This window comes from Rossellomorea pakistanensis (assembly GCF_016908495.1).
GTDB classification, from domain to species: domain Bacteria; phylum Bacillota; class Bacilli; order Bacillales; family Bacillaceae_B; genus Rossellomorea; species Rossellomorea pakistanensis.
This window is the reverse complement of the sequence record NZ_JAFBDZ010000002.1, coordinates 786,414-803,712: the sequence shown is the minus strand read 5'-3', so window position 1 is coordinate 803,712 and position 17,299 is coordinate 786,414. Positions and strand designations below refer to the sequence as shown.

General features: G+C 37.2%; 30 protein-coding genes and 1 pseudogene. All 31 read right to left on the bottom strand.

What is annotated here, in order from left to right; translation table 11 throughout:
* Positions 1-330, bottom strand: coding sequence for a hypothetical protein (locus tag JOC86_RS11585; RefSeq protein WP_205172612.1), 330 nt, complete (start codon positions 328-330; stop codon positions 1-3).
* 17 nt (positions 331-347) lie between these two features.
* Positions 348-1,328 carry a major capsid protein gene (locus JOC86_RS11580; protein WP_205172610.1) on the bottom strand — a complete coding sequence of 327 codons (981 nt, stop codon included), beginning with the start codon at positions 1,326-1,328 and terminating at the stop codon, positions 348-350.
* 30 nt (positions 1,329-1,358) lie between these two features.
* Positions 1,359-1,937, bottom strand: coding sequence for a phage scaffolding protein (locus tag JOC86_RS11575; protein WP_205172608.1), 579 nt, complete (start codon positions 1,935-1,937; stop codon positions 1,359-1,361).
* Between the two features lie 100 nt (positions 1,938-2,037).
* Positions 2,038-2,199: a hypothetical protein gene (locus tag JOC86_RS11570; RefSeq protein WP_205172605.1), complete on the bottom strand. Its 162-nt coding sequence runs from the start codon at positions 2,197-2,199 to the stop codon at positions 2,038-2,040.
* Positions 2,200-2,210: 11 nt separating this feature from the next.
* Entirely contained in the window at positions 2,211-2,480 is a 270-nt protein-coding gene (locus JOC86_RS11565) for a hypothetical protein (RefSeq protein WP_419096067.1), read from the bottom strand.
* Between the two features lie 4 nt (positions 2,481-2,484).
* The gene (locus JOC86_RS11560; RefSeq protein WP_205172600.1) at positions 2,485-2,688 is read right to left on the bottom strand and encodes an Acb2/Tad1 domain-containing protein; all 204 of its coding nucleotides are present in this window, start codon (positions 2,686-2,688) and stop codon (positions 2,485-2,487) included.
* A 12-nt stretch (positions 2,689-2,700) separates the two neighbouring features.
* Positions 2,701-3,804, bottom strand: a complete 1,104-nt coding sequence (locus JOC86_RS11555; RefSeq protein ID WP_205172597.1) for a phage minor capsid protein — start codon at positions 3,802-3,804, stop codon at positions 2,701-2,703.
* Positions 3,804-5,276 carry a phage portal protein gene (locus tag JOC86_RS11550; RefSeq protein ID WP_205172594.1) on the bottom strand — a complete coding sequence of 491 codons (1,473 nt, stop codon included), beginning with the start codon at positions 5,274-5,276 and terminating at the stop codon, positions 3,804-3,806. The genes JOC86_RS11555 and JOC86_RS11550 overlap by 1 nt, the downstream gene beginning before the upstream one ends.
* Positions 5,277-5,287: 11 nt before the next feature.
* Positions 5,288-6,589, bottom strand: a complete 1,302-nt coding sequence (locus JOC86_RS11545; protein WP_205172581.1) for a PBSX family phage terminase large subunit — start codon at positions 6,587-6,589, stop codon at positions 5,288-5,290.
* Positions 6,570-7,322, bottom strand: a complete 753-nt coding sequence (gene terS / locus JOC86_RS11540) for a phage terminase small subunit (protein WP_205172572.1) — start codon at positions 7,320-7,322, stop codon at positions 6,570-6,572. The genes JOC86_RS11545 and terS overlap by 20 nt, the downstream gene beginning before the upstream one ends.
* Before the next feature lie 77 nt (positions 7,323-7,399).
* Positions 7,400-7,720, bottom strand: coding sequence for a hypothetical protein (locus JOC86_RS11535; protein WP_205172569.1), 321 nt, complete (start codon positions 7,718-7,720; stop codon positions 7,400-7,402).
* Between the two features lie 53 nt (positions 7,721-7,773).
* A complete protein-coding gene (locus JOC86_RS11530) occupies positions 7,774-8,004 on the bottom strand; it encodes a hypothetical protein (protein WP_205172566.1) in 231 nt (76 codons plus the stop codon).
* Between the two features lie 176 nt (positions 8,005-8,180).
* Positions 8,181-8,642: a helix-turn-helix domain-containing protein gene (locus tag JOC86_RS11525; protein ID WP_205172563.1), complete on the bottom strand. Its 462-nt coding sequence runs from the start codon at positions 8,640-8,642 to the stop codon at positions 8,181-8,183.
* An 11-nt stretch (positions 8,643-8,653) separates the two neighbouring features.
* The gene (locus JOC86_RS11520; protein ID WP_205172561.1) at positions 8,654-8,842 is read right to left on the bottom strand and encodes a hypothetical protein; all 189 of its coding nucleotides are present in this window, start codon (positions 8,840-8,842) and stop codon (positions 8,654-8,656) included.
* The gene (locus JOC86_RS11515) at positions 8,839-9,021 is read right to left on the bottom strand and encodes a hypothetical protein (protein ID WP_205172558.1); all 183 of its coding nucleotides are present in this window, start codon (positions 9,019-9,021) and stop codon (positions 8,839-8,841) included. The genes JOC86_RS11520 and JOC86_RS11515 overlap by 4 nt, the downstream gene beginning before the upstream one ends.
* Before the next feature lie 89 nt (positions 9,022-9,110).
* Entirely contained in the window at positions 9,111-9,377 is a 267-nt protein-coding gene (locus JOC86_RS11510; RefSeq protein ID WP_205172555.1) for a hypothetical protein, read from the bottom strand.
* A complete protein-coding gene (locus JOC86_RS11505) occupies positions 9,374-9,559 on the bottom strand; it encodes a DUF3954 domain-containing protein (protein WP_205172552.1) in 186 nt (61 codons plus the stop codon). Before JOC86_RS11505 ends, JOC86_RS11510 begins: the two co-directional genes overlap by 4 nt.
* 13 nt (positions 9,560-9,572) lie before the next feature.
* Entirely contained in the window at positions 9,573-9,755 is a 183-nt protein-coding gene (locus JOC86_RS11500; RefSeq protein ID WP_205172549.1) for a hypothetical protein, read from the bottom strand.
* Positions 9,756-10,144: 389 nt separating this feature from the next.
* Positions 10,145-10,687 (bottom strand): dUTP diphosphatase, encoded by a 543-nt coding sequence (locus JOC86_RS11495; RefSeq protein ID WP_205172546.1) that lies wholly within the window; start codon positions 10,685-10,687, stop codon positions 10,145-10,147.
* A gap of 165 nt (positions 10,688-10,852) precedes the next feature.
* Positions 10,853-11,560, bottom strand: a complete 708-nt coding sequence (locus tag JOC86_RS11490; RefSeq protein ID WP_205172542.1) for a hypothetical protein — start codon at positions 11,558-11,560, stop codon at positions 10,853-10,855.
* Entirely contained in the window at positions 11,560-11,949 is a 390-nt protein-coding gene (locus JOC86_RS11485) for a replication terminator protein (RefSeq protein WP_205172541.1), read from the bottom strand. Before JOC86_RS11485 ends, JOC86_RS11490 begins: the two co-directional genes overlap by 1 nt.
* A gap of 12 nt (positions 11,950-11,961) precedes the next feature.
* Positions 11,962-12,372: a RusA family crossover junction endodeoxyribonuclease gene (locus JOC86_RS11480; protein ID WP_205172539.1), complete on the bottom strand. Its 411-nt coding sequence runs from the start codon at positions 12,370-12,372 to the stop codon at positions 11,962-11,964.
* An 11-nt stretch (positions 12,373-12,383) separates the two neighbouring features.
* Entirely contained in the window at positions 12,384-12,587 is a 204-nt protein-coding gene (locus JOC86_RS11475) for a hypothetical protein (RefSeq protein WP_205172537.1), read from the bottom strand.
* Positions 12,562-12,819: a Fur-regulated basic protein FbpA gene (locus JOC86_RS11470; protein ID WP_205172536.1), complete on the bottom strand. Its 258-nt coding sequence runs from the start codon at positions 12,817-12,819 to the stop codon at positions 12,562-12,564. The genes JOC86_RS11475 and JOC86_RS11470 overlap by 26 nt, the downstream gene beginning before the upstream one ends.
* Before the next feature lie 38 nt (positions 12,820-12,857).
* Positions 12,858-13,016: a hypothetical protein gene (locus tag JOC86_RS11465; protein WP_205172534.1), complete on the bottom strand. Its 159-nt coding sequence runs from the start codon at positions 13,014-13,016 to the stop codon at positions 12,858-12,860.
* A 50-nt stretch (positions 13,017-13,066) separates the two neighbouring features.
* Complete coding sequence (locus tag JOC86_RS11460; RefSeq protein ID WP_205172532.1) at positions 13,067-13,243, bottom strand: hypothetical protein; 177 nt, start codon at positions 13,241-13,243, stop codon at positions 13,067-13,069.
* Entirely contained in the window at positions 13,236-14,066 is an 831-nt protein-coding gene (locus tag JOC86_RS11455) for an ATP-binding protein (RefSeq protein ID WP_419096053.1), read from the bottom strand. Before JOC86_RS11455 ends, JOC86_RS11460 begins: the two co-directional genes overlap by 8 nt.
* The gene (locus JOC86_RS11450) at positions 13,984-14,997 is read right to left on the bottom strand and encodes a replication protein (protein ID WP_205172528.1); all 1,014 of its coding nucleotides are present in this window, start codon (positions 14,995-14,997) and stop codon (positions 13,984-13,986) included. Before JOC86_RS11450 ends, JOC86_RS11455 begins: the two co-directional genes overlap by 83 nt.
* A 165-nt stretch (positions 14,998-15,162) precedes the next feature.
* A pseudogene (locus JOC86_RS24685) lies at positions 15,163-15,289 on the bottom strand (AbrB/MazE/SpoVT family DNA-binding domain-containing protein); the annotation flags it as partial.
* Positions 15,290-15,457: 168 nt separating this feature from the next.
* Positions 15,458-16,336: a recombinase RecT gene (locus tag JOC86_RS11440; protein WP_205172510.1), complete on the bottom strand. Its 879-nt coding sequence runs from the start codon at positions 16,334-16,336 to the stop codon at positions 15,458-15,460.
* Positions 16,336-17,277: a YqaJ viral recombinase family nuclease gene (locus JOC86_RS11435; protein WP_205173501.1), complete on the bottom strand. Its 942-nt coding sequence runs from the start codon at positions 17,275-17,277 to the stop codon at positions 16,336-16,338. Before JOC86_RS11435 ends, JOC86_RS11440 begins: the two co-directional genes overlap by 1 nt.
* Positions 17,278-17,299 lie beyond the last annotated feature (22 nt).

Below are 17,299 nucleotides of genomic sequence, written 5' to 3'. Positions count from 1 at the left end.
TTACTCACCACTCAGATAATCTTGGATAGCAAAAACTTTCTCATCAATCTTGCCACTCTTTGGGTAGAGTTCCTCAGGAACTTCAAGTTCAGCAGCATAAGCGTCTAATTCCTTATGGGTCATTTTAGTAATTTCCTTGCTAGAATTATCCCCTTCTTTTTGTCCATCCTTATCAGCTGGTGGTGAGGGTACTTCTTCAACAACCTTATAACCTTTATTTTTAAACCATCCAATCAACCATTTATCATCTGTTTTCGCTTCTCCATTCACAAAATGAAGAGAAGCACTAACCCCATTATAACTAGGGTTAGGGCTTTTAATTTTCGGCATTTATAGAACTCCCTTCATTATTGAACTTTGATGTTGCGAAGTACACCAGCTTTACGAGTCGCTTTAAGCGCTACTGCTGCAACCATTTCAACTTCACCTGTTTTGACTGCGCCTGGTGCTTTAAAATCAGGAAGGAAAGTACGAATTACGTTATTTCCAGTAGGAGAAACACCGTGGAATCCGTCCATTCCAAGAGAAACTGCATATAGATCTGTTAATCCTGTTTGAGCAGTACCAACAGTACGATCTTCAATCGGAACAATAGGAACTGTACCAGTACCATTGTAGAAGTATTCAAGGTCAACTAATGGAATATTGTCATATCCAGAGACTTTACGACCAAATGCATCTTCTGAACTAGTTCTATATCCCGCACGACGAGCAATTGATTTAATCTTTGTGATCAGTTTGCTATTACCCATTAGCATTGTAGGACGACCATCTAATTCAGCTAAGAAATTGTCTAGTTCATCAAGGAAAGAGAACTTGTTTGTTTCTAGCCCAGATTCGTTGGATAAATCAATTACAGTACCTGTATTTAATTCCGTGCTTGAACCAGTAAGAGCCTTATCTAGCCCGTCGAATGCATCAGTATCCACTGCTGAGTCACCATTAATGACAGTGTGATGGAATAGATTACGAGCCCCTAGAATCTTCTGTTGTAACTGGAAGTTCATTTCATTGATTTGACCTGATGTGTCTTGGATAACACGGTCAATTTGGAATGCTCCACCAAAGATTTTAAGATTAACGAATTGATTCTCGCGGTCAGCTTCGTTTGCTGTGTATTCGTTATTTAATGCACGGAATCCAGCAGTAGCAGGAGTTTTCAAACGAGTGTAACCGTATGTTAAAGTGCTTCCTCCAGTACCTGGTGAAACGGCATTATCGAAAGTTAAAGCATCTAAAAGTAAAGAACTGCGACGAAACTCGTCAATGACCATTTGGTCTACATGATCGGCCATACCGACCTTTGCTTGTTGTAATGTGATTGGCATATAATTTCACTCTCCATTTTAGTATTAAAATTAATTAGTAGAAAACCTTTGAGCCAGTGCATCTGCTAAAGTGGCAGGCTCTGAACCACCTTGCCTTTGATGACTTCCTTGTGAGAATTGTGGAGTGCTTGGTTTTTGTTGTTCAGGTTCATCAAATAGATAGGCATCACTTTCTCTGATGTTTTTCAATTGTTCTTCTAACCCAAGTAACTTATCTCCATCAAGTTTAATAGCTTCTTTGTTTAGTAGAGCTTCAACTGCTTTGGGATTCTTTGCCTTCGCTCCACTTAGAGCATCTTTTAAAGCAAAATCAAAAGATTGTTGGTCCAGCTTTGTTTGATAATCCTTAGCCGTTTTTTGATTCTCTGCTTTCAAGTCATCTAACTGCTTAAGCAAGTCTTCATTTCCGGCTGCTTTAGTTTTTAAATCGTCTAGTTGAGTATCACGATCTTTTAACTGCTTTTTTAATTCCTTATTGTCATCGTTGACCTGATTAAACTTGTCTTTAGGAAACCAATTGCCATCTGAAACAATAGCAATCTTGTTATCTCCTGCTTTTTCCATGACCTGTTTATATAATTCTTCACCTAATAACTTTTGTAATGGCATCTATTTTCGCTCCTTATTAGTTTTTTCAACGTGTAACCCTCCACGCTAAGGAATACGCCTCTTTAGGGTCTAGCCTTTAAAAAGACCAAAATAAAAAGCCTTAACCGAAATAGGTGGGCTCTTTGGGCTTCTTCAATTCATTTACTTCTTCTTGCAATTGGATAAGATGAAACCCTAATTCATTAATGGTCTTATCCTGTTCTTTTATTTTTTCATCTACTTTTTTATTAAGTTCTTCAATTTCTTTTTTAGTAGCAAACATATTATCACCACCTATTCGACAATTTCATAAGTCTTTTCGAAAATATCTGGTTTACAAGGATAAAACTCACCATTTACCCCTTTGATGATATAATCACCTTTATTTGCTTTCACTTTACCTTCTAAAGTGTTGATGAACAGTTCCCCATCAAAATAATTAAAAATTTTAAAAACGTTGTCTGGATGTTCTTCAACAGCGAAATCAACTATTTCTGATACAAGACCATTGTACTGAACAGCCTCAATAACAACAGGCTTTTTACGGTATTTAGCCACTATAATCCTCCTAATTACGTGCTATGGAAGCATTGGCCCACATAACAGCAGTCTCTAAATTAGTAAATGCAACTGACTTCTCACGGCTGTTCGGGCAAGTCTCTTCGATTAGATAAGCTAATTCCTTTGCTTTTTCACGAATAGCTGTATATTTTTCTGGTTGCCCTTCTTTTGGAGCATGGTACATAAAATTGTTTTCAATTTGTTCACTCATTTTCAAATCCTCCTAATATGGTTTTTCACGGTTATAACGTCGTGTTCTTCCAGTAGCACGAATAAACTCACGCATATTCGCCTGAACATCTTTTACCTTTTCTTCAGCTTCGTTTACTCCGTATGGATCTCTCATTTCCATCATCATAGCGAGCTCACGCTTTGCTTTTCTGATTTGTCTCTCCATATATCGCTGTTGCTGGCTTTCTTTATATGCCTTTTTGTTTTCCTTCTCGTTATATGGCTCATAACGTTGTTTAGAGATACCAGGAATATAAGGATATTTAACATGTCTGCAATTAATCCCGAATAATCCATCTGGTTGTCCGTATGTCGTAGAACTAAAAGCAGGATATTTATTGTCATTCCCACTTCTACTAAAAACACGCCCTTGATATGGAGCGCATTTAGGTCTTGCTCCCATATGTGATGATATTTCAATGAGATCGGCACCGTATTCATCCATTCGAGCATCTTGCATTTCATTAGATATTCGATTTGAAGTAGATCGCATAACCATATTCACATATGCTTCAGTGGACCACTTCTTGCCGGCTTTATCTATAAGGGCAGGAATACCATCATTAGCCCATTGTCTAGCAACGTCCCTGAGTGCTTCCTGCGGAGTTTGAACCCCTGCCAATACCTTACCTACCGTTTTATTTATAATGTCTAATTTAGCTTGATAGGCTTGTTCTATAAGAGTGGTATTGACTAGATTGAAAGTAGTTATTGCCTGTGCTTGGTATGCAGCAAGAATATCCTGTAAAACAGAACTTTCTTCAACAGCTGGTGGAGCGATTAGCAAACCTTCCTGAACAGCTTCTTGTAAGTCACCCTCATACTGTTCAACAGTGCTGAATCCTGCCTGTTTAAGAATTTTAGTAACTTCATCGATTGCTAGACCACTATTTTTGGCTACCGTGACAATATTCTGCTGTGTGAGACTCTCTAGCATGTTGGTTTGTTCGGCTCGCCAAGACAATATCTTGTCCTCTGTAAGCAAGCTCCTGTGTTTCCTTAGTTGTTTTGCAATGTTAATAAGGATTTGTTCTTCAATAGCAAGAAAAACTTCAACGACTGGAAGTGTTAATTGCTGTTGTTTGAGTGGTTCCATTACTCAGCACCACCAAAAAGATCTCCCATTTCAGGAGTAGCCGTTTTTCGTTCCTCATTAATTTCCTCAAGGAGCCTATCAGCTTCTTCTTCTGTCATACCATGAATCTTCATAATAGCCCTTTTTTTACTGTTCAGGCCATTAGTAATAAGCTGAATTTGTTTGTTGATTTCAGCTGCCTTATCTTCTGCAATCGAATCATCAAAGGTGACGGTCACCTCAAATTCATCTGGAGCAGAAAAAATCTTATATAGCTTTGCTACTTGAACGATCACTTCAATTAACTCTTGAATCCCTGCTTCAATTACTGTTTCGTGACCTTGCTTTGTTCGGAATGTCTTACTATTCTCGGAAACCACTTCTGTTGCAGTTTTAACTCCTTGACCATCAAAGGTAAAAGAACCAGCACTAAATCCAATTTGCATCGCTAGGATATTTAAAAAAGCGTTAATGGCTGCTATATGTTCTTCTACGCGTAATTCTACCGATATATCTTTAATATCGTTCACGCCATCTTCAAAATTGAAAGCCTCATATGCTTCATCCGTGTCATCGAAATATCGATGAGTTTTACCGGTCTCTGGATCAATAACCGATTTAATCGCAAAAGAAGGGACTAAGATACGTTTACGCCCTAGCTTGAATTCTCTCTGAAAGCTATCAAAAGCAATATCGAGTGATTTGATCGTGTCCAATGCATTAGCAAAGACTGAAATTCCAAGAGGACTTGATGTGTCAATGTTATTGGCAGTGTTCGGCTTGAAGTACACGAAAAGAGGTCTCTCTAGACCATCGATTTGGACCTCTTCCTCCAAATTAGGGAAGAAGTTTTTCAAAGGCACTTTAACTCCTAACTCTTCACTGTTAGTACTTTCATATACTTCATTTTTGATAATGTATTTAGAACCTTCCCATAAATGCCATTCAAGGTGAGTGTATTTCTTGTCACCCTTTCGGAATTCATTAATGAATACACCCTCTGAAATACCTTTGTTGTCCCATGAAATAGGAATAAAACAATCTGCGGTCACATAAGAAAGTTTAATCTTTTTGACTTCCGCAAAAGCTTTTACAACCATGCCACCAAGAGCAAAGCTATACTCTAAGTAGTCCTGGACGTTCTTATAAAAACTATTGGCTTTAAATACACTCTCAATATCTTCTCCTAGCATTTTATCTGAAATACTAATCTCGCATTTTTCGTTAAATACTAAAGTAGCCATTTCTTGAGAGATTACTTTCGGCATTCCAAGGGTAGCCATTTGACGTGTTTTTTCTCCTGCTATCGTCCGGTAGGAAAGTTTATGCCATTTTTCATAAAATCCTTTATAAAGCGATTTCCAAACGTCTATCAGTTGATATTGTTCATCAGATAGTTGGATGTCTTTATAGTCGGACAGCTTCTTAATGCCTTTCAACAGCTTCATTTTGTACATCACCTGCCTTAACTTGGCGATTAGGTTTTTAAACACCGAATCACCTCCTAATACTTCAGATTCAATTTCCTTAGGTTGTCATTCACATAGTATTGAAAAGCGTCACAAGTATGGTCATCTACCTTAATTATTTTCGGATCATCACTTTGAAGAGTATCGGCATCCCATTGATATTTCTTATGTTCGGTTAAAAATATCTCATTGCTTTTGGTTTTCAACACGAAAAAACGCCCCTGCGCAAATAAGTCTTGGACGTTGTCAATCATATCTATTTTCTTTTTCTTTGCTACTGGATGAAGGCGAACACCGTAGTCTTTAAAATACTGATTTCGTAAAGCACCCTCGGCAGAGTCAATTGTTTGTACATCAAAATTCTTTTTGTATTCGCTCTTTACACTTTCACACCATTCATGTAATTCTTTCGATAGTTCGCTAGGAGCTTTCTTATTCGCTTTGTTTTCTGGACTGTAATAGTAAGTATCTAACAAAATCACATTCTGTTTTTTCGTAAGAGCTAATGCTAGATGGGTAGTAGCGGATACTTGATGACCTGTATCAGAAGCGGTATCAATAAGAATAATGTCGTCATCTTCTGGCAACTCTTCTATTTCACGAATATGGTTAACGTTATAAACCATATCACCTAAACCGATAACCTCGCCGTTATACATCCAGCGCCAATAATCTATATCATTTTCTTTATACTTCTCGATCTTCCTAATCATTTGATCCGATAGGAAGCCTTTTTTGTCATCTAAATAACTAGAGTGATGGACAAAATAGTCCTCGTCACCCACTTTAGTATCTAGCCATTCATTAATCCATGAATAAGGGTTTCTAGGCGGATTATAAGAGAAATATACTTTAACCTCTTTCCCTTCAATCTCTTGACGAATAAAAGTGTCCTCGACAATGTCTATATCTTCTACACCTGCAAATTCTGCTGCTTCCTCATACCACAATGCCATAACATATCCTTTTGCAATCTTGGCTGACTTAATTTTCATAGGATCATCAACGCCATAAAAGTAAAATGCTGTTCCTGTTGGCTTATGACGAATAATTAAAGGTGATTTCCCGAAATAAAACTCACCCTCAACACCAAGCATATATATGGCCCATTTAATTTGCTCGTAAATCGAAGTAGAGAGATATTTACCAACTTTCCTTAAACAAACAACATTCCCCTGGTCATCTTCTAAAAAATCTGTAACGAGCTTCAAAGATATAACGGATGACTTCATAGAAGAACGTCCGCCTTTTGCTACAATGTGAGAAGCTTCAGCAAGCCATAGCGAATAGAAATTGACATTCATTAAATCCATAACTTTAATCATTTTTGCTGTCATTTTCTAACGCCTTCCTCATTGCTTCTTTGTCATTGACAATCACAACACGACTTCCTGTAGAAACCTCGTCTTTTATTTCAGCTTTCGTTTTCTCGATATTTAAGCGCATTTGCTCTAGCTTCAATCGACGTTCATCATCTTCGTGGGCTAATTCTAAGAATTGCTTTGTTAAATTCCTATATTCAGCCATAGCACGAGCTTGAGCCTTAATATAAGATTCATAACGTTCATAAGCGAATGAGACTTTAAATGACTCGCCGCCACCGCCTTCTCCCCAACTACTTCCACTTTCTTCTTTTAGATGATCGTGAGCATCTTCAACCCACATAATCTTCTGCATACGGACTATAGCTGAAAACTTTACTTCAATCTGGAACCACAATTGATCAGCAATATTTAAATCTTCCATGGCTTGCATGATTTCAACTTGCTCTGCATGTAAAAACTTACTGTAAAGACCATGTTTTGTTCGAAAGCTGTTGTGATTCGGAAACTTATGAGAAGGATTTGGATTACCACTTCTATTTTGTTGTTTCTTCTTAGTTGAAACTTTCTTTTTAGGGGTTGCAACCTTACTTTTGGTTGCATCCTTTTTCGTTGGATCCCTCGACCAACCTTCACGACTCTTTCGGCTTTTTAGAGTCCCTATTTTCACATCATATTTCTCTGCTAATGCTTTTAAAGTTATCTTACTTGATTCATATTCATTTCTTATTTCATTCCAGTTAGGCATTTACATTCACCGCCACCCCCGAGTATTGTTTTGGACATAAGAAAAAGCACCCCCGAAGGATGCTTCTTTACCGTAAACTAAAATCCAAGTTTCTTTGTTAGATGAATTTTTCCTGCTTCATTCAGCATTGCTTCCCAAGTAGAAAAACGAGTTGTTTGTGAAACATATGCATCTAATTTTGAATCGTCAATGTTTTCTAGATCCTCATTTGTCTCAACAGTAAAAGGACTTTCTTCAAAGAAATTATCAATATTACCGAAGTCAGTATATTTTCTCATGAATGACTCATTAAAGAGTTCGTTAAAACCTACTTCTTTTCCGTTTTCGTAGTCTTTAATGTTCCTCTCCATTTTTTTGAGTTGTTTACCCAAATCATCGAATCCACTATTTCTTCCCATGTATTTTTCACCCCCTTTTCGACTTACTTCGCCAAAAAGGAGATAATTTCCTGCTATTGATTAATACTTTTATCATGCTCCAATTTACGTTGAAACCGTTGTTTAAACTCATAAAGATCAATAACTCCAGCTTCAATCATCATTTCTGTCATTGTATTCATATAGATCATGAGAATATTAAGGTTTTCTTTTACTGGTTCCATACGTTTTAAGCAATAAATACATAATCCTTCAATTACTGATTCATTCGTTAAACATACATCACATTTTTCTGTACTACTCATAGTGATCATCTCCTTTTACTAGTTCTTTCGACACAGAAAAGGCTAATTCCCACTATTTTACATAATATTAACAATATCTTAATTTTCATAATAAAAACGCCTGCCAAAGCAAGCGCTCATTACATAATTCCGTTCTATACCGGAGAGATATTCGACTCCCCGTCCTGCCTTCCATTTTACACCACGGATTTTTCTTTTTTCAACAATTGCGGAATGTGGTCTTTTTGGCCTTTTTGGACGATTATACTTAAAATTTCTTCTTTCATTTCTCTAACAGTATCTCTTGAAACCCCAAGGTGTTTAGCGATAGCCCTATAACTCATCCCGTCCAACATACATTCATAGACCACTCTGTATTTTTCTGTTTCAAAAAAACCGTGAACTAACTCAAGAAATGATATAGTTTCTTGATATTTTTTTAATCTTTTCTCCTGGTATTCAATTTGTTTCTTTTCAGCTTCACTAATGCCAGAACTCCCTTTTGGCATTGCCGCATCTATTCCATATTGCGCCACTAAACTATTACCTCCAAATGAGACCCTGTTAAGAATACGTGAAAGACGTGAGATTTCTCTTAACATAAAGTTATAGTCATGGATCCATTCTTCAATTTGCCACTTCGTCATTTGAACTGTCATGGAATCAACTCCTATTGTTTTTGTCTATATGCTCCGCCTTTTCCTCTTCGATACGTGGCTTTGTTCATCCCCATGAGACTCCTAATATCTGCATCTGTTAAAACTTCATCTCGGCGCTTCTGTGGCTTTTTACGACCATATCGTTTAACTTCTCTATGTTGCTGTTTCCATTGTTTCAATTGCTCTTTAAAATCCCTCATGACTTCATCCCCTTTATACCTTGCCAAATAAGTACAACAGGCCATAAAATAATCAAGATCAATAAGAACAAAATGAAAGCATAAGTAACGCCTTCGTCCTCATCCACTTCTTCTGGTTCTTCCTGAATGAGACATAATATCAATCCAATTATGAAATAAGCTATCCACAGATAATTCACATTCTCACGCCCCTTTATCAAATAAAAAAAGAACACCAAACAAACGCTAATGCGTTCATTCAGTGCCCTCTGTTCTTCAGTAAGGCTATTTATCTAATTATCTTTCTAACAATGAATCTTGGCTTATTTTGAAGATACTGACTAGGTTTTCGGGTGTCTTTTTGGGAATGCCATGTCGATCTAACTGCTCTTACGCTCTCTCGATACTCAATATGTTTGATCTTGTAATCTTTAATGGCATTCCAAACTTCTATAATTTTTTTAACAAAAGGAGCAAGAAATTTAGCAAGTTCATGTATCGCTTGGCGGATTCGTTGAACTATTTCGTTCAAAGTTTCTTCTTGAGTACTATTCATTTAATTCTCACTCTTTCCTGTTTGATTATGTCCAGTACTTTCCCATCTTTCCAAACAGCAGTATATTCACCATATCCTGTTTGAGGAGCTTCAATCTTGGTTACATGCCCATCTTTTACGACGTAGATGCAATTGCTCATCAAATCAATTTCTGCCGTCATTTTCTCTGTATCTGTCTTCATCAAGACCCCTCCTTTAAATTGAGTCTCGATTTCCCCATCTGGCTTCCGCACCTTTTTCTCCACGCCAGGTAAAATCTTTTTTGTGAAAGTCAGCTTCATCTATTCGTTTAGGCTTTTTTGTAGGCCTAATTGGATGTTTTTCGATGTAGGCGAGGCGTTCTTCCTCGGTCATGTACCAAACCGTGACTTTACTCATTACAATCAGCCTTTCAAATCAATAATCTAAAAACGATCATTCCAAATGCAATAAAAACAAATGCTCCGATAGTATCTAATAACAATTCATTTTTAATAGCGTAGTAAAATAACCAAGTTATATAAAACAATATAACTAAACCCAAAATGTTATAGATAACTTCTACCATTTAAACTCCAAATGATCCGCATAACACTTGGAACAAAGACCTGGCACTGCAAATCCATTGGGCTTATGACAACGACCGCACAATTCCGAATCCGTTCTCCACTTTGCCTCACATGATGGACATATCATGGTTAAATATCCACGAGAATTTTTTACTACTTCTCCGACTATTTCACAATTCGGACAGTGTTTAATGGTTTGTGATTTTTCTATGGTTTTCATCAGTACACACCCGAATCTTGTCTCTTATGATTAATGGCATTCTTATTCATGTAGGCTTCTTCTACTTCTTCCCATGTGAAGCCAAGGGCTTTACCTAGACCAAGGTAATTACTCAATAACTCACCAAAGTAAAATTCTTTATGATATCTTCCAGTACCACATTGTTTTAATAAAAGTGCGCATTTATAAACTCTCAAAAACATTTCTTCTGTTTTTCCAATATGAACAAGAAAAGGCTTTTTATCTTGAAATCCCCATTCCAATCCCAATTCCAATACAAAATGTAATCCGTCCACATATTCTTCTAAGAGTGGATTTGTATGACCGACAACTCTTTTTAATCCTTCAATCCATTTGTGGATCGGAACGAAAATCCTTGGCATTTGGTCCTTACTCCAAAACTTAAACCCTCGCCATTCATTTGCACATTCGCCTAATTCTACTAGCAATGCTAACACCAATTTATTTAGTCTATCCGATTCGTTGTAATTGATTTTATCTCTTAAAACTTTTTGAGTCTGAAACAGCTTTTCTAAATCCATTACTCTTCCTCCTAATCTTGGGTATCACATTCCCTCCAAAATGTTTACAATCCGTTCCACACCTTGTCTGGCAGTTTTTGAAGAAAGAGCAGCGCATACACGCTGCCACTCTATCTTCTTTTTTCATCCATTCTGCTCGATCATCAGCTATGATGACTTGTGCCATTATGCGATGATCACTAGTTTTCCGGCATTAAACTCTTCTTGAAGAGCGAATTGTAAATAGTCCTTAATGTTCCTCATAGCTTGTACTTTCCAAGCTCCACCATCAGCTTCAAACAGTGCACATCGTGGACCGTTTTGCATACGGAAGATAAAGTCACTTTCTGGTTGATCTACTTCAACGAAGGTCCGATATGGTTTAAGTGCTACTGGATTTGGAACCTCTACCTGTCCAACAGTTGCAACTCCTACTTTTGCAGTTACAGATTGACTAACTCCATTGTCACCAACAGTTCGAACATCTTCTTCTTTGATATTTCCAACCACTTTCAGCATGATGTCACGATCTTCATTCTTTACGAATACAGATTGTAATTTGATATTAAATTCTTCAGCATCGTACCAGCGTTCAAAAGAGTACCCAGGTATCATGGCTTTTGCTTCAATCAATGCTTTTCGATTAAAATCACGGTTGAAAGAGCTGAACACTGAAACATCAGTTGGTGATTCAACATGGATCATTAACTGTTCCTCTCCGTCGAATCCTGATTGTAAGTATTCTACTAAACCTGAAAGGCTTCTTACCTGAATCGTATTAGGTGTAGGTATGCTCACTTTGTGAATTGGTTGTGTTGAGTAAACCTGATCTCCAACTTTCTCAATGCGTGTGTTTCCTAAACCAACAATGTATTGAATCGCCTCTTTAATCATTACTTAACATCCTCCTTTGGTTGTCTAAAGCTATAAATTCTAGATCCTGTATCCTCTTGAATTTCTCCTGTTTCAAGATCAACTCGGGTTTGGCCTTTCACTCCCGATTTAAGTTCTTTACCAGTTACTTTTCCTTTATCATCAAGGTCCATAATAATTTTGGCTTCGAGCTTCTTGGCTGGAGCAAGAGAAGTTTTAGCCTGAACGTTAGCTAGGATAACGTCTCTTGCTTCATCCCCTGCTAAAGTAATGACTAAATTAATTTTTCTTTTAGCAGTTGGATCAGTGTTTAAATCCGCAAAGTTCTCTAAGACTTTCTGTAATTCCAAGTTAAAACGTTCTGCTACTGCACCATCTGCGAATTCGTTTAAATCTACGATTTGTGTCAATGTGATTACCTCCTAAATTGGTTGGATTATTACTTCAATGCGCGGGTTTTCGCTATACCATTTACTTATTGTTAGCTCCACTACCTGGCTGTCATCTTTCCAGATAACTGATTTAAGAGCATCTTTAATCCCTTTTGCGTAGTTGTCTACATCTGGCTTAGTAAGTGGTCTTAGTTCACCTTTTTCAGCAGCAAGAACTTTCTTTTTGCTGAAGCTTTTCAAACTAGGTTTATAGACTGCTATTTTCATTGCTAAAGGTCCTTCAAGAAGTTTATTTGGTCTATTTTCTGCTGCAACTAACTTCACATATTCCTTGAAGTCCTTAGACTTCTTAGGGTCATATGCTCTAGTAAATCCTCCTTGAGAACTAAATCTTGGTCTTCCTTGTGCTACTGGTGTTCCGTAAACTGTGAACTTAATCAATGCTGCACCTCCTAAAACCACTTGTTCTCTGGGCTTTCAATATCCGTTTTCCTAATCTCCGCAAGTACCAGTTCGTGACGCAATTCGTAGTAGTCAAGATCAAGAATGCTTTTTCCGTCTTGCGTTTCCGTAATTCCTCTAGCCATTAGATCACTTATCATGCTTTGTTTCTGGATTGCTTGAGTATTCTTAACTGTTTTGTACAGAACGCCCACATCCACACCTCTTTTTTGGTTTGCCCGCAATCGGCATGATGTAGTAGATTCCTGGTGCTTGATAGATTGGTTGCTTTCTAGCATTTTGGATCCGTAGATTGATATAAATGCTTTCTAGTTCGAATAACGACAGCTCGTATAAATCTCGTCCGTCAGGATGCTTGTGATAGCCGTAATCGATTAGTTTGTTGATAAGAAAATCAATACGGTTTTCAACGATTTCTGCTGGCATGAGTACACTCCTTTCTTCGCTTTATAGAGTCGAATTGTTCAGTATTGTTTAGTGTAATAACTATTAACTGCTTTCATCTTTTTTCTGTTCTCTAAAATTCGTTCAGCTTCTTTTATAGTTGTTTCCCAAATGTACAAATTGTCTTCACTACGAATTTTTCTAGCGAGTTCTAAGACTTCTTCGCTTACCTTCTCCAACAAACTCACTCCCTTACTACGCTATTTGAGTTAATAACGTCATAAAGTTATTAAGCACTCTTAACTTCAAACTTCATTTCCGCTGCTGCTAACCGTTCTTCAAAAAGTCTATTTTTCTCTGCTTTGACTTTTGGATCCATTGGACCGCAATCTGGACAAGGTACAAATTCGATAGTGAACCCGTTCATGCTCTTTGCTACATGTGTTCCGTTGCAAATGTTACACACTCGCCATCCCTGCCAATCTATGATTAAGTATTTTTCTATCTCCCTTGAGAACCACTGTGTAGTCTCTAGACATTTGGTAAATCCTTGTTCCTAAAGCCTCGTCAATGTCACAAAGTTCATCTACCGTTTTTTCAGAGGAAATCATTATCGGTTTATGATTAAGGTATCGATAATTGATGACTCCAAAAGTCTGCTCCAGTTGAAATTGAGTAGGTGTCTCTCGACCTTTAAACAGATCATCGATGAATAGTATCTGTACTCGTTTCATCTTCGTAAGCTTTTCTTCGAGTAAATTAAAGTCATCTTTCAAGTCGTTAAATCCTTCTACGAAAGGAAAATAAAGAACGCTAATTTGTTTTTTGTAAATCAGGTTATTTGCTAGAGCTGTTAGTAAATGTGTTTTTCCCGTTCCTGGTTGCCCTAGTAAGCTGATACTATTGTGGCGGCTAGAATTAATCTGGTCGAAGTCTTTGAAGTAATTCACCGCGCACTGGTAAGCACCATGAATCATTTCGTGTTTTCCTTCCAAAGAAAAATTAGTGAACGTCATTTTTTTGAAATCGTCTGTAATCTCGCTGAATTTCATCAAGTGTGATGATTGGCGCTTTTTTGAGCATTCGCAGTCTAGTAAGGTTTCTAAAAACTTAGGTGTTCCATTTGGCCAAGTTCTTTGTTCACCATCGTCATCAAAATCAGGAAGGTTGGTAAGAATAAAACCTTTGTCTTTACACTTCTGACAGTCATATTGATTTTTGTTTTCCGATCCATCCGACTTGACCGCCTGTGATGGAGTCATCATTGCTTTTTTCTGTAGATCGTCCATAACCTGAGCGATACTGGTGAACCTTCGCTCCATCCTTCGCACCTCCACTCATTTTTTCGTCAAACTTTTTGTTATAGGCTTTCACAGCATCCAAAGAATAGAGCTCCATGTCATGTAATCTTTTCAGAATTCCAGAGACGTATTTTGCAGGATTTCTAGGTATTTGCTTTTTGGCTCTATGAACAACTTCGATGATTATTTCTTCTGGTTCAGTAAATTGACTTTCCTCACTGTCAATCCAGTGTTCAAAATCTGAGATTAATAAAGCAGGAGGATAACCAAACGCCTTTTCATATTCGGTAAAATAATTTTGCTGCATCTTATCATCCTTATCATCATGATCTTTTATCTTTAAATAAATATCTTTAATACTATCTTTAAGGACCTCTTCGTCCTTACTCTCCCAATCGTTTCCGTGCAGTTCGAGTTGGTGTTTTACCAACTTCGTAGTTAGTGTTTTACCAACTTTTATGCCTAAATTAGTTAGTGTTTTACCAACTAGGCTTTCTAAATCAGTTGGTGTTTTACTAACTTTTTCACTTGATTTAGTTGGTATTTCACCAACTTTTTGTTTGAGATTTTCATGAATTAATTGATCAAATTTTTCCTTTTCGAACCCCTTAGAAGGATTTATCTGCCATTTTTCATAGTCCTTATTCAAGGAAAAAGTCATGGTGTTTTCGTCCCAATTTACGACTCTGCATTCTCGTAAAAATTTCAATTCTTTTTTGACATCCGATTTATTTAATCCAGCTAATTCAAAAAAGTTAAATCTTTTTACAATACAATCTTTTCTATGGCATCCATACGACAGGCGAATGATGAAGTGAAGGATGGCTAATTGTCTCTTCGAAAAATCTCTCCTGATGATTTCATTCATTAGCTCTGTCGCTATTCGTATGTAGCCTTTTTCCGGTTGTACATCAGCCATCCAGCCTCACCTCTCTTTCATTTTCTTAGCCCTTTCTAACAAATGAGATGGCTTGTATGATTGATTCCCTGTCTTTGTCATTTTTAGCTTCTGCCAAGGCGTTATCAAGCCATTCAAGAACATTATTTCTTTCCGTACTTGGTTTGAAGTGACGAAGAAGAATAGCCCCGTTATTATCAACAAAAATTTCTAATGGATCTCCGTCTTCAATTCCTTTAGCCCTTCTAATTTCTTTAGGGATAACAACACGTCCTAAGTCATCTATTCTTCTAACGATTCCAGTTGCTTTCATTGTTTTATTTCCTCCCTTTCACAAATTGCCATGCCGTTTTTAACACCTTTCACGACATAATTCGGATAACGCTGCATATACTCTAGTACAAGCCTTTTTAAATGTTCTTTATCCCGTGCCTCACTCCACAATCTTTTTGGGAGTAAGACACGATAAGGAACGTTGTTATTAATCAAAACTCATATCCATTACATCTTGTGCTGACTCTTTATCTTTTTTCTTTTTAGGTTCCGGATCAGTTTCTGTATATTCAACATCAATAATTTTTTCTGGTTCTTCCTCACTTGCATCATCTGTAATGTCTTTAACTTCTCTTTCATCTTCCGAAATGGCCTTTTGCATTTCGATGGAGAGGATACCCCATTTCCCTAACATGTTTCTAAGGACTGTTTTCATTGCCATTGCATCATAATCAGACTTCCAGACATTGTTTAAAGCCTTTTTATCCTTCATCTTGTTATGTTTAATCCTATGAGCTTCCACTTCATCTTTCGTCCAGTAGACGGTCTTTTCAAAACCGTTTACTAATCGGAAATAACCACAATAACCAATCACTTTATCACTGCTCGTACCTTCCAAATCGAGCTCTAACTCTTCTGTTAGGCGATTCCACTTTTTTAGTTCTCCTTCTCTTACCTCGATGACATTAATCGCTTTATATTGACCTGTGCGAAGGGCTAATTGAATGTAACCTTTATATCCAAGTTGAAATTGTGCAGCCTTATGACCTTTATTCTTATCGTAGAAAGGAACAATCCAGGCATACCCTAAGTTCTTATCAATCGGTAAATCTAAACTTGCTGCTACCATGGCACTTGAAACAATGGACATTGGTTCAGCTGCTTGGAGACTTGGATCACCGTTGTATAGATTCAATAAGGAAGCCATGAACTGTGGCGCTTTCTTTTCTAATACCTGGTCAAATTTCTTTTGCATCGTTGGTGTATTTAATAATGATTTCAATCCAAGAGAATTAGCAGAAACTTGCTGTGCAGAGGTTTCCTGCTTATTGGCTAATTGATTTTTTAATGTGCTATTCGTAGCCATTAATTAGCCTCCTTTACATCAAATTTTCTAAAGGACGATTGTTTTAATACTTCTTTATGGATATCAGGAAACTTCGCTTTAAGAGCCTTAGAATCAACGCTTGTCCGAGATTGGTTTTTCCAAGAAACAATATAATCTCCGACTGTACCTGTTTCAGCATCCTTTAGGGTATCTTTAATTTTGTTTTCAATTTCTTTCTTTGCTGTTGTAACTAGCTTTTCATCAGCTTTTAGTTGTCTGTATTGATCTATTAAGTCTTTATATTCTGCTGGAAGAATGATCTGTTTTTCTTTTTCAGCACGATCATATTTTTCTTTCAGGAATTTTTCTGCTGCACTGGATCCATCCAATTCAGGAGGGTTTCCTTGCTGTACATGAAATTCCCAAAAGTGTTTAACAGCTTTGAAAATCATGTCAATCAGTTCGTCATCCCGTTCAATCTCTTTCCAGACGAATCGGTTACCTCCGATAAGGACAGCAATATACCCTTTCTCTTTACCGGTAACCCCTAGATAATGTTGAACTTGGACCAGGTAAGTATCAGGAACCTCATCTTCTGCCCAATCTTTTGCAAGATATGCTGAGGCTGTCTTACATTCCAAAACAGATGATTCTCCAACAACAAAACGATCGACGTTTGCCTTTGCATATGGAATTTCAGGATGTGTAAACATAAAGTTTGACCTTCTTACTTTTTTTCCAGTACGTTTTTCAAATTCTTTTGCTACTACATTCTCCATTTCGTTACCCCAATAGATTGCTTCGTTATCAATTTCTACCGGCTCAACTTGTCCTGTTTTTTCAAGCCATAATTCGAATGGAGTACGATATTTATTTAATCCAAGGATAATCCCAACATCACTGCCTCCGATTCCTTTCGTACGTTCTTCTAACCATTCAGCGCGGGTCATATCATGAGTAGGAACAGCGTTTAAATTCATTGCCATCAGTTCAACCTCCGTT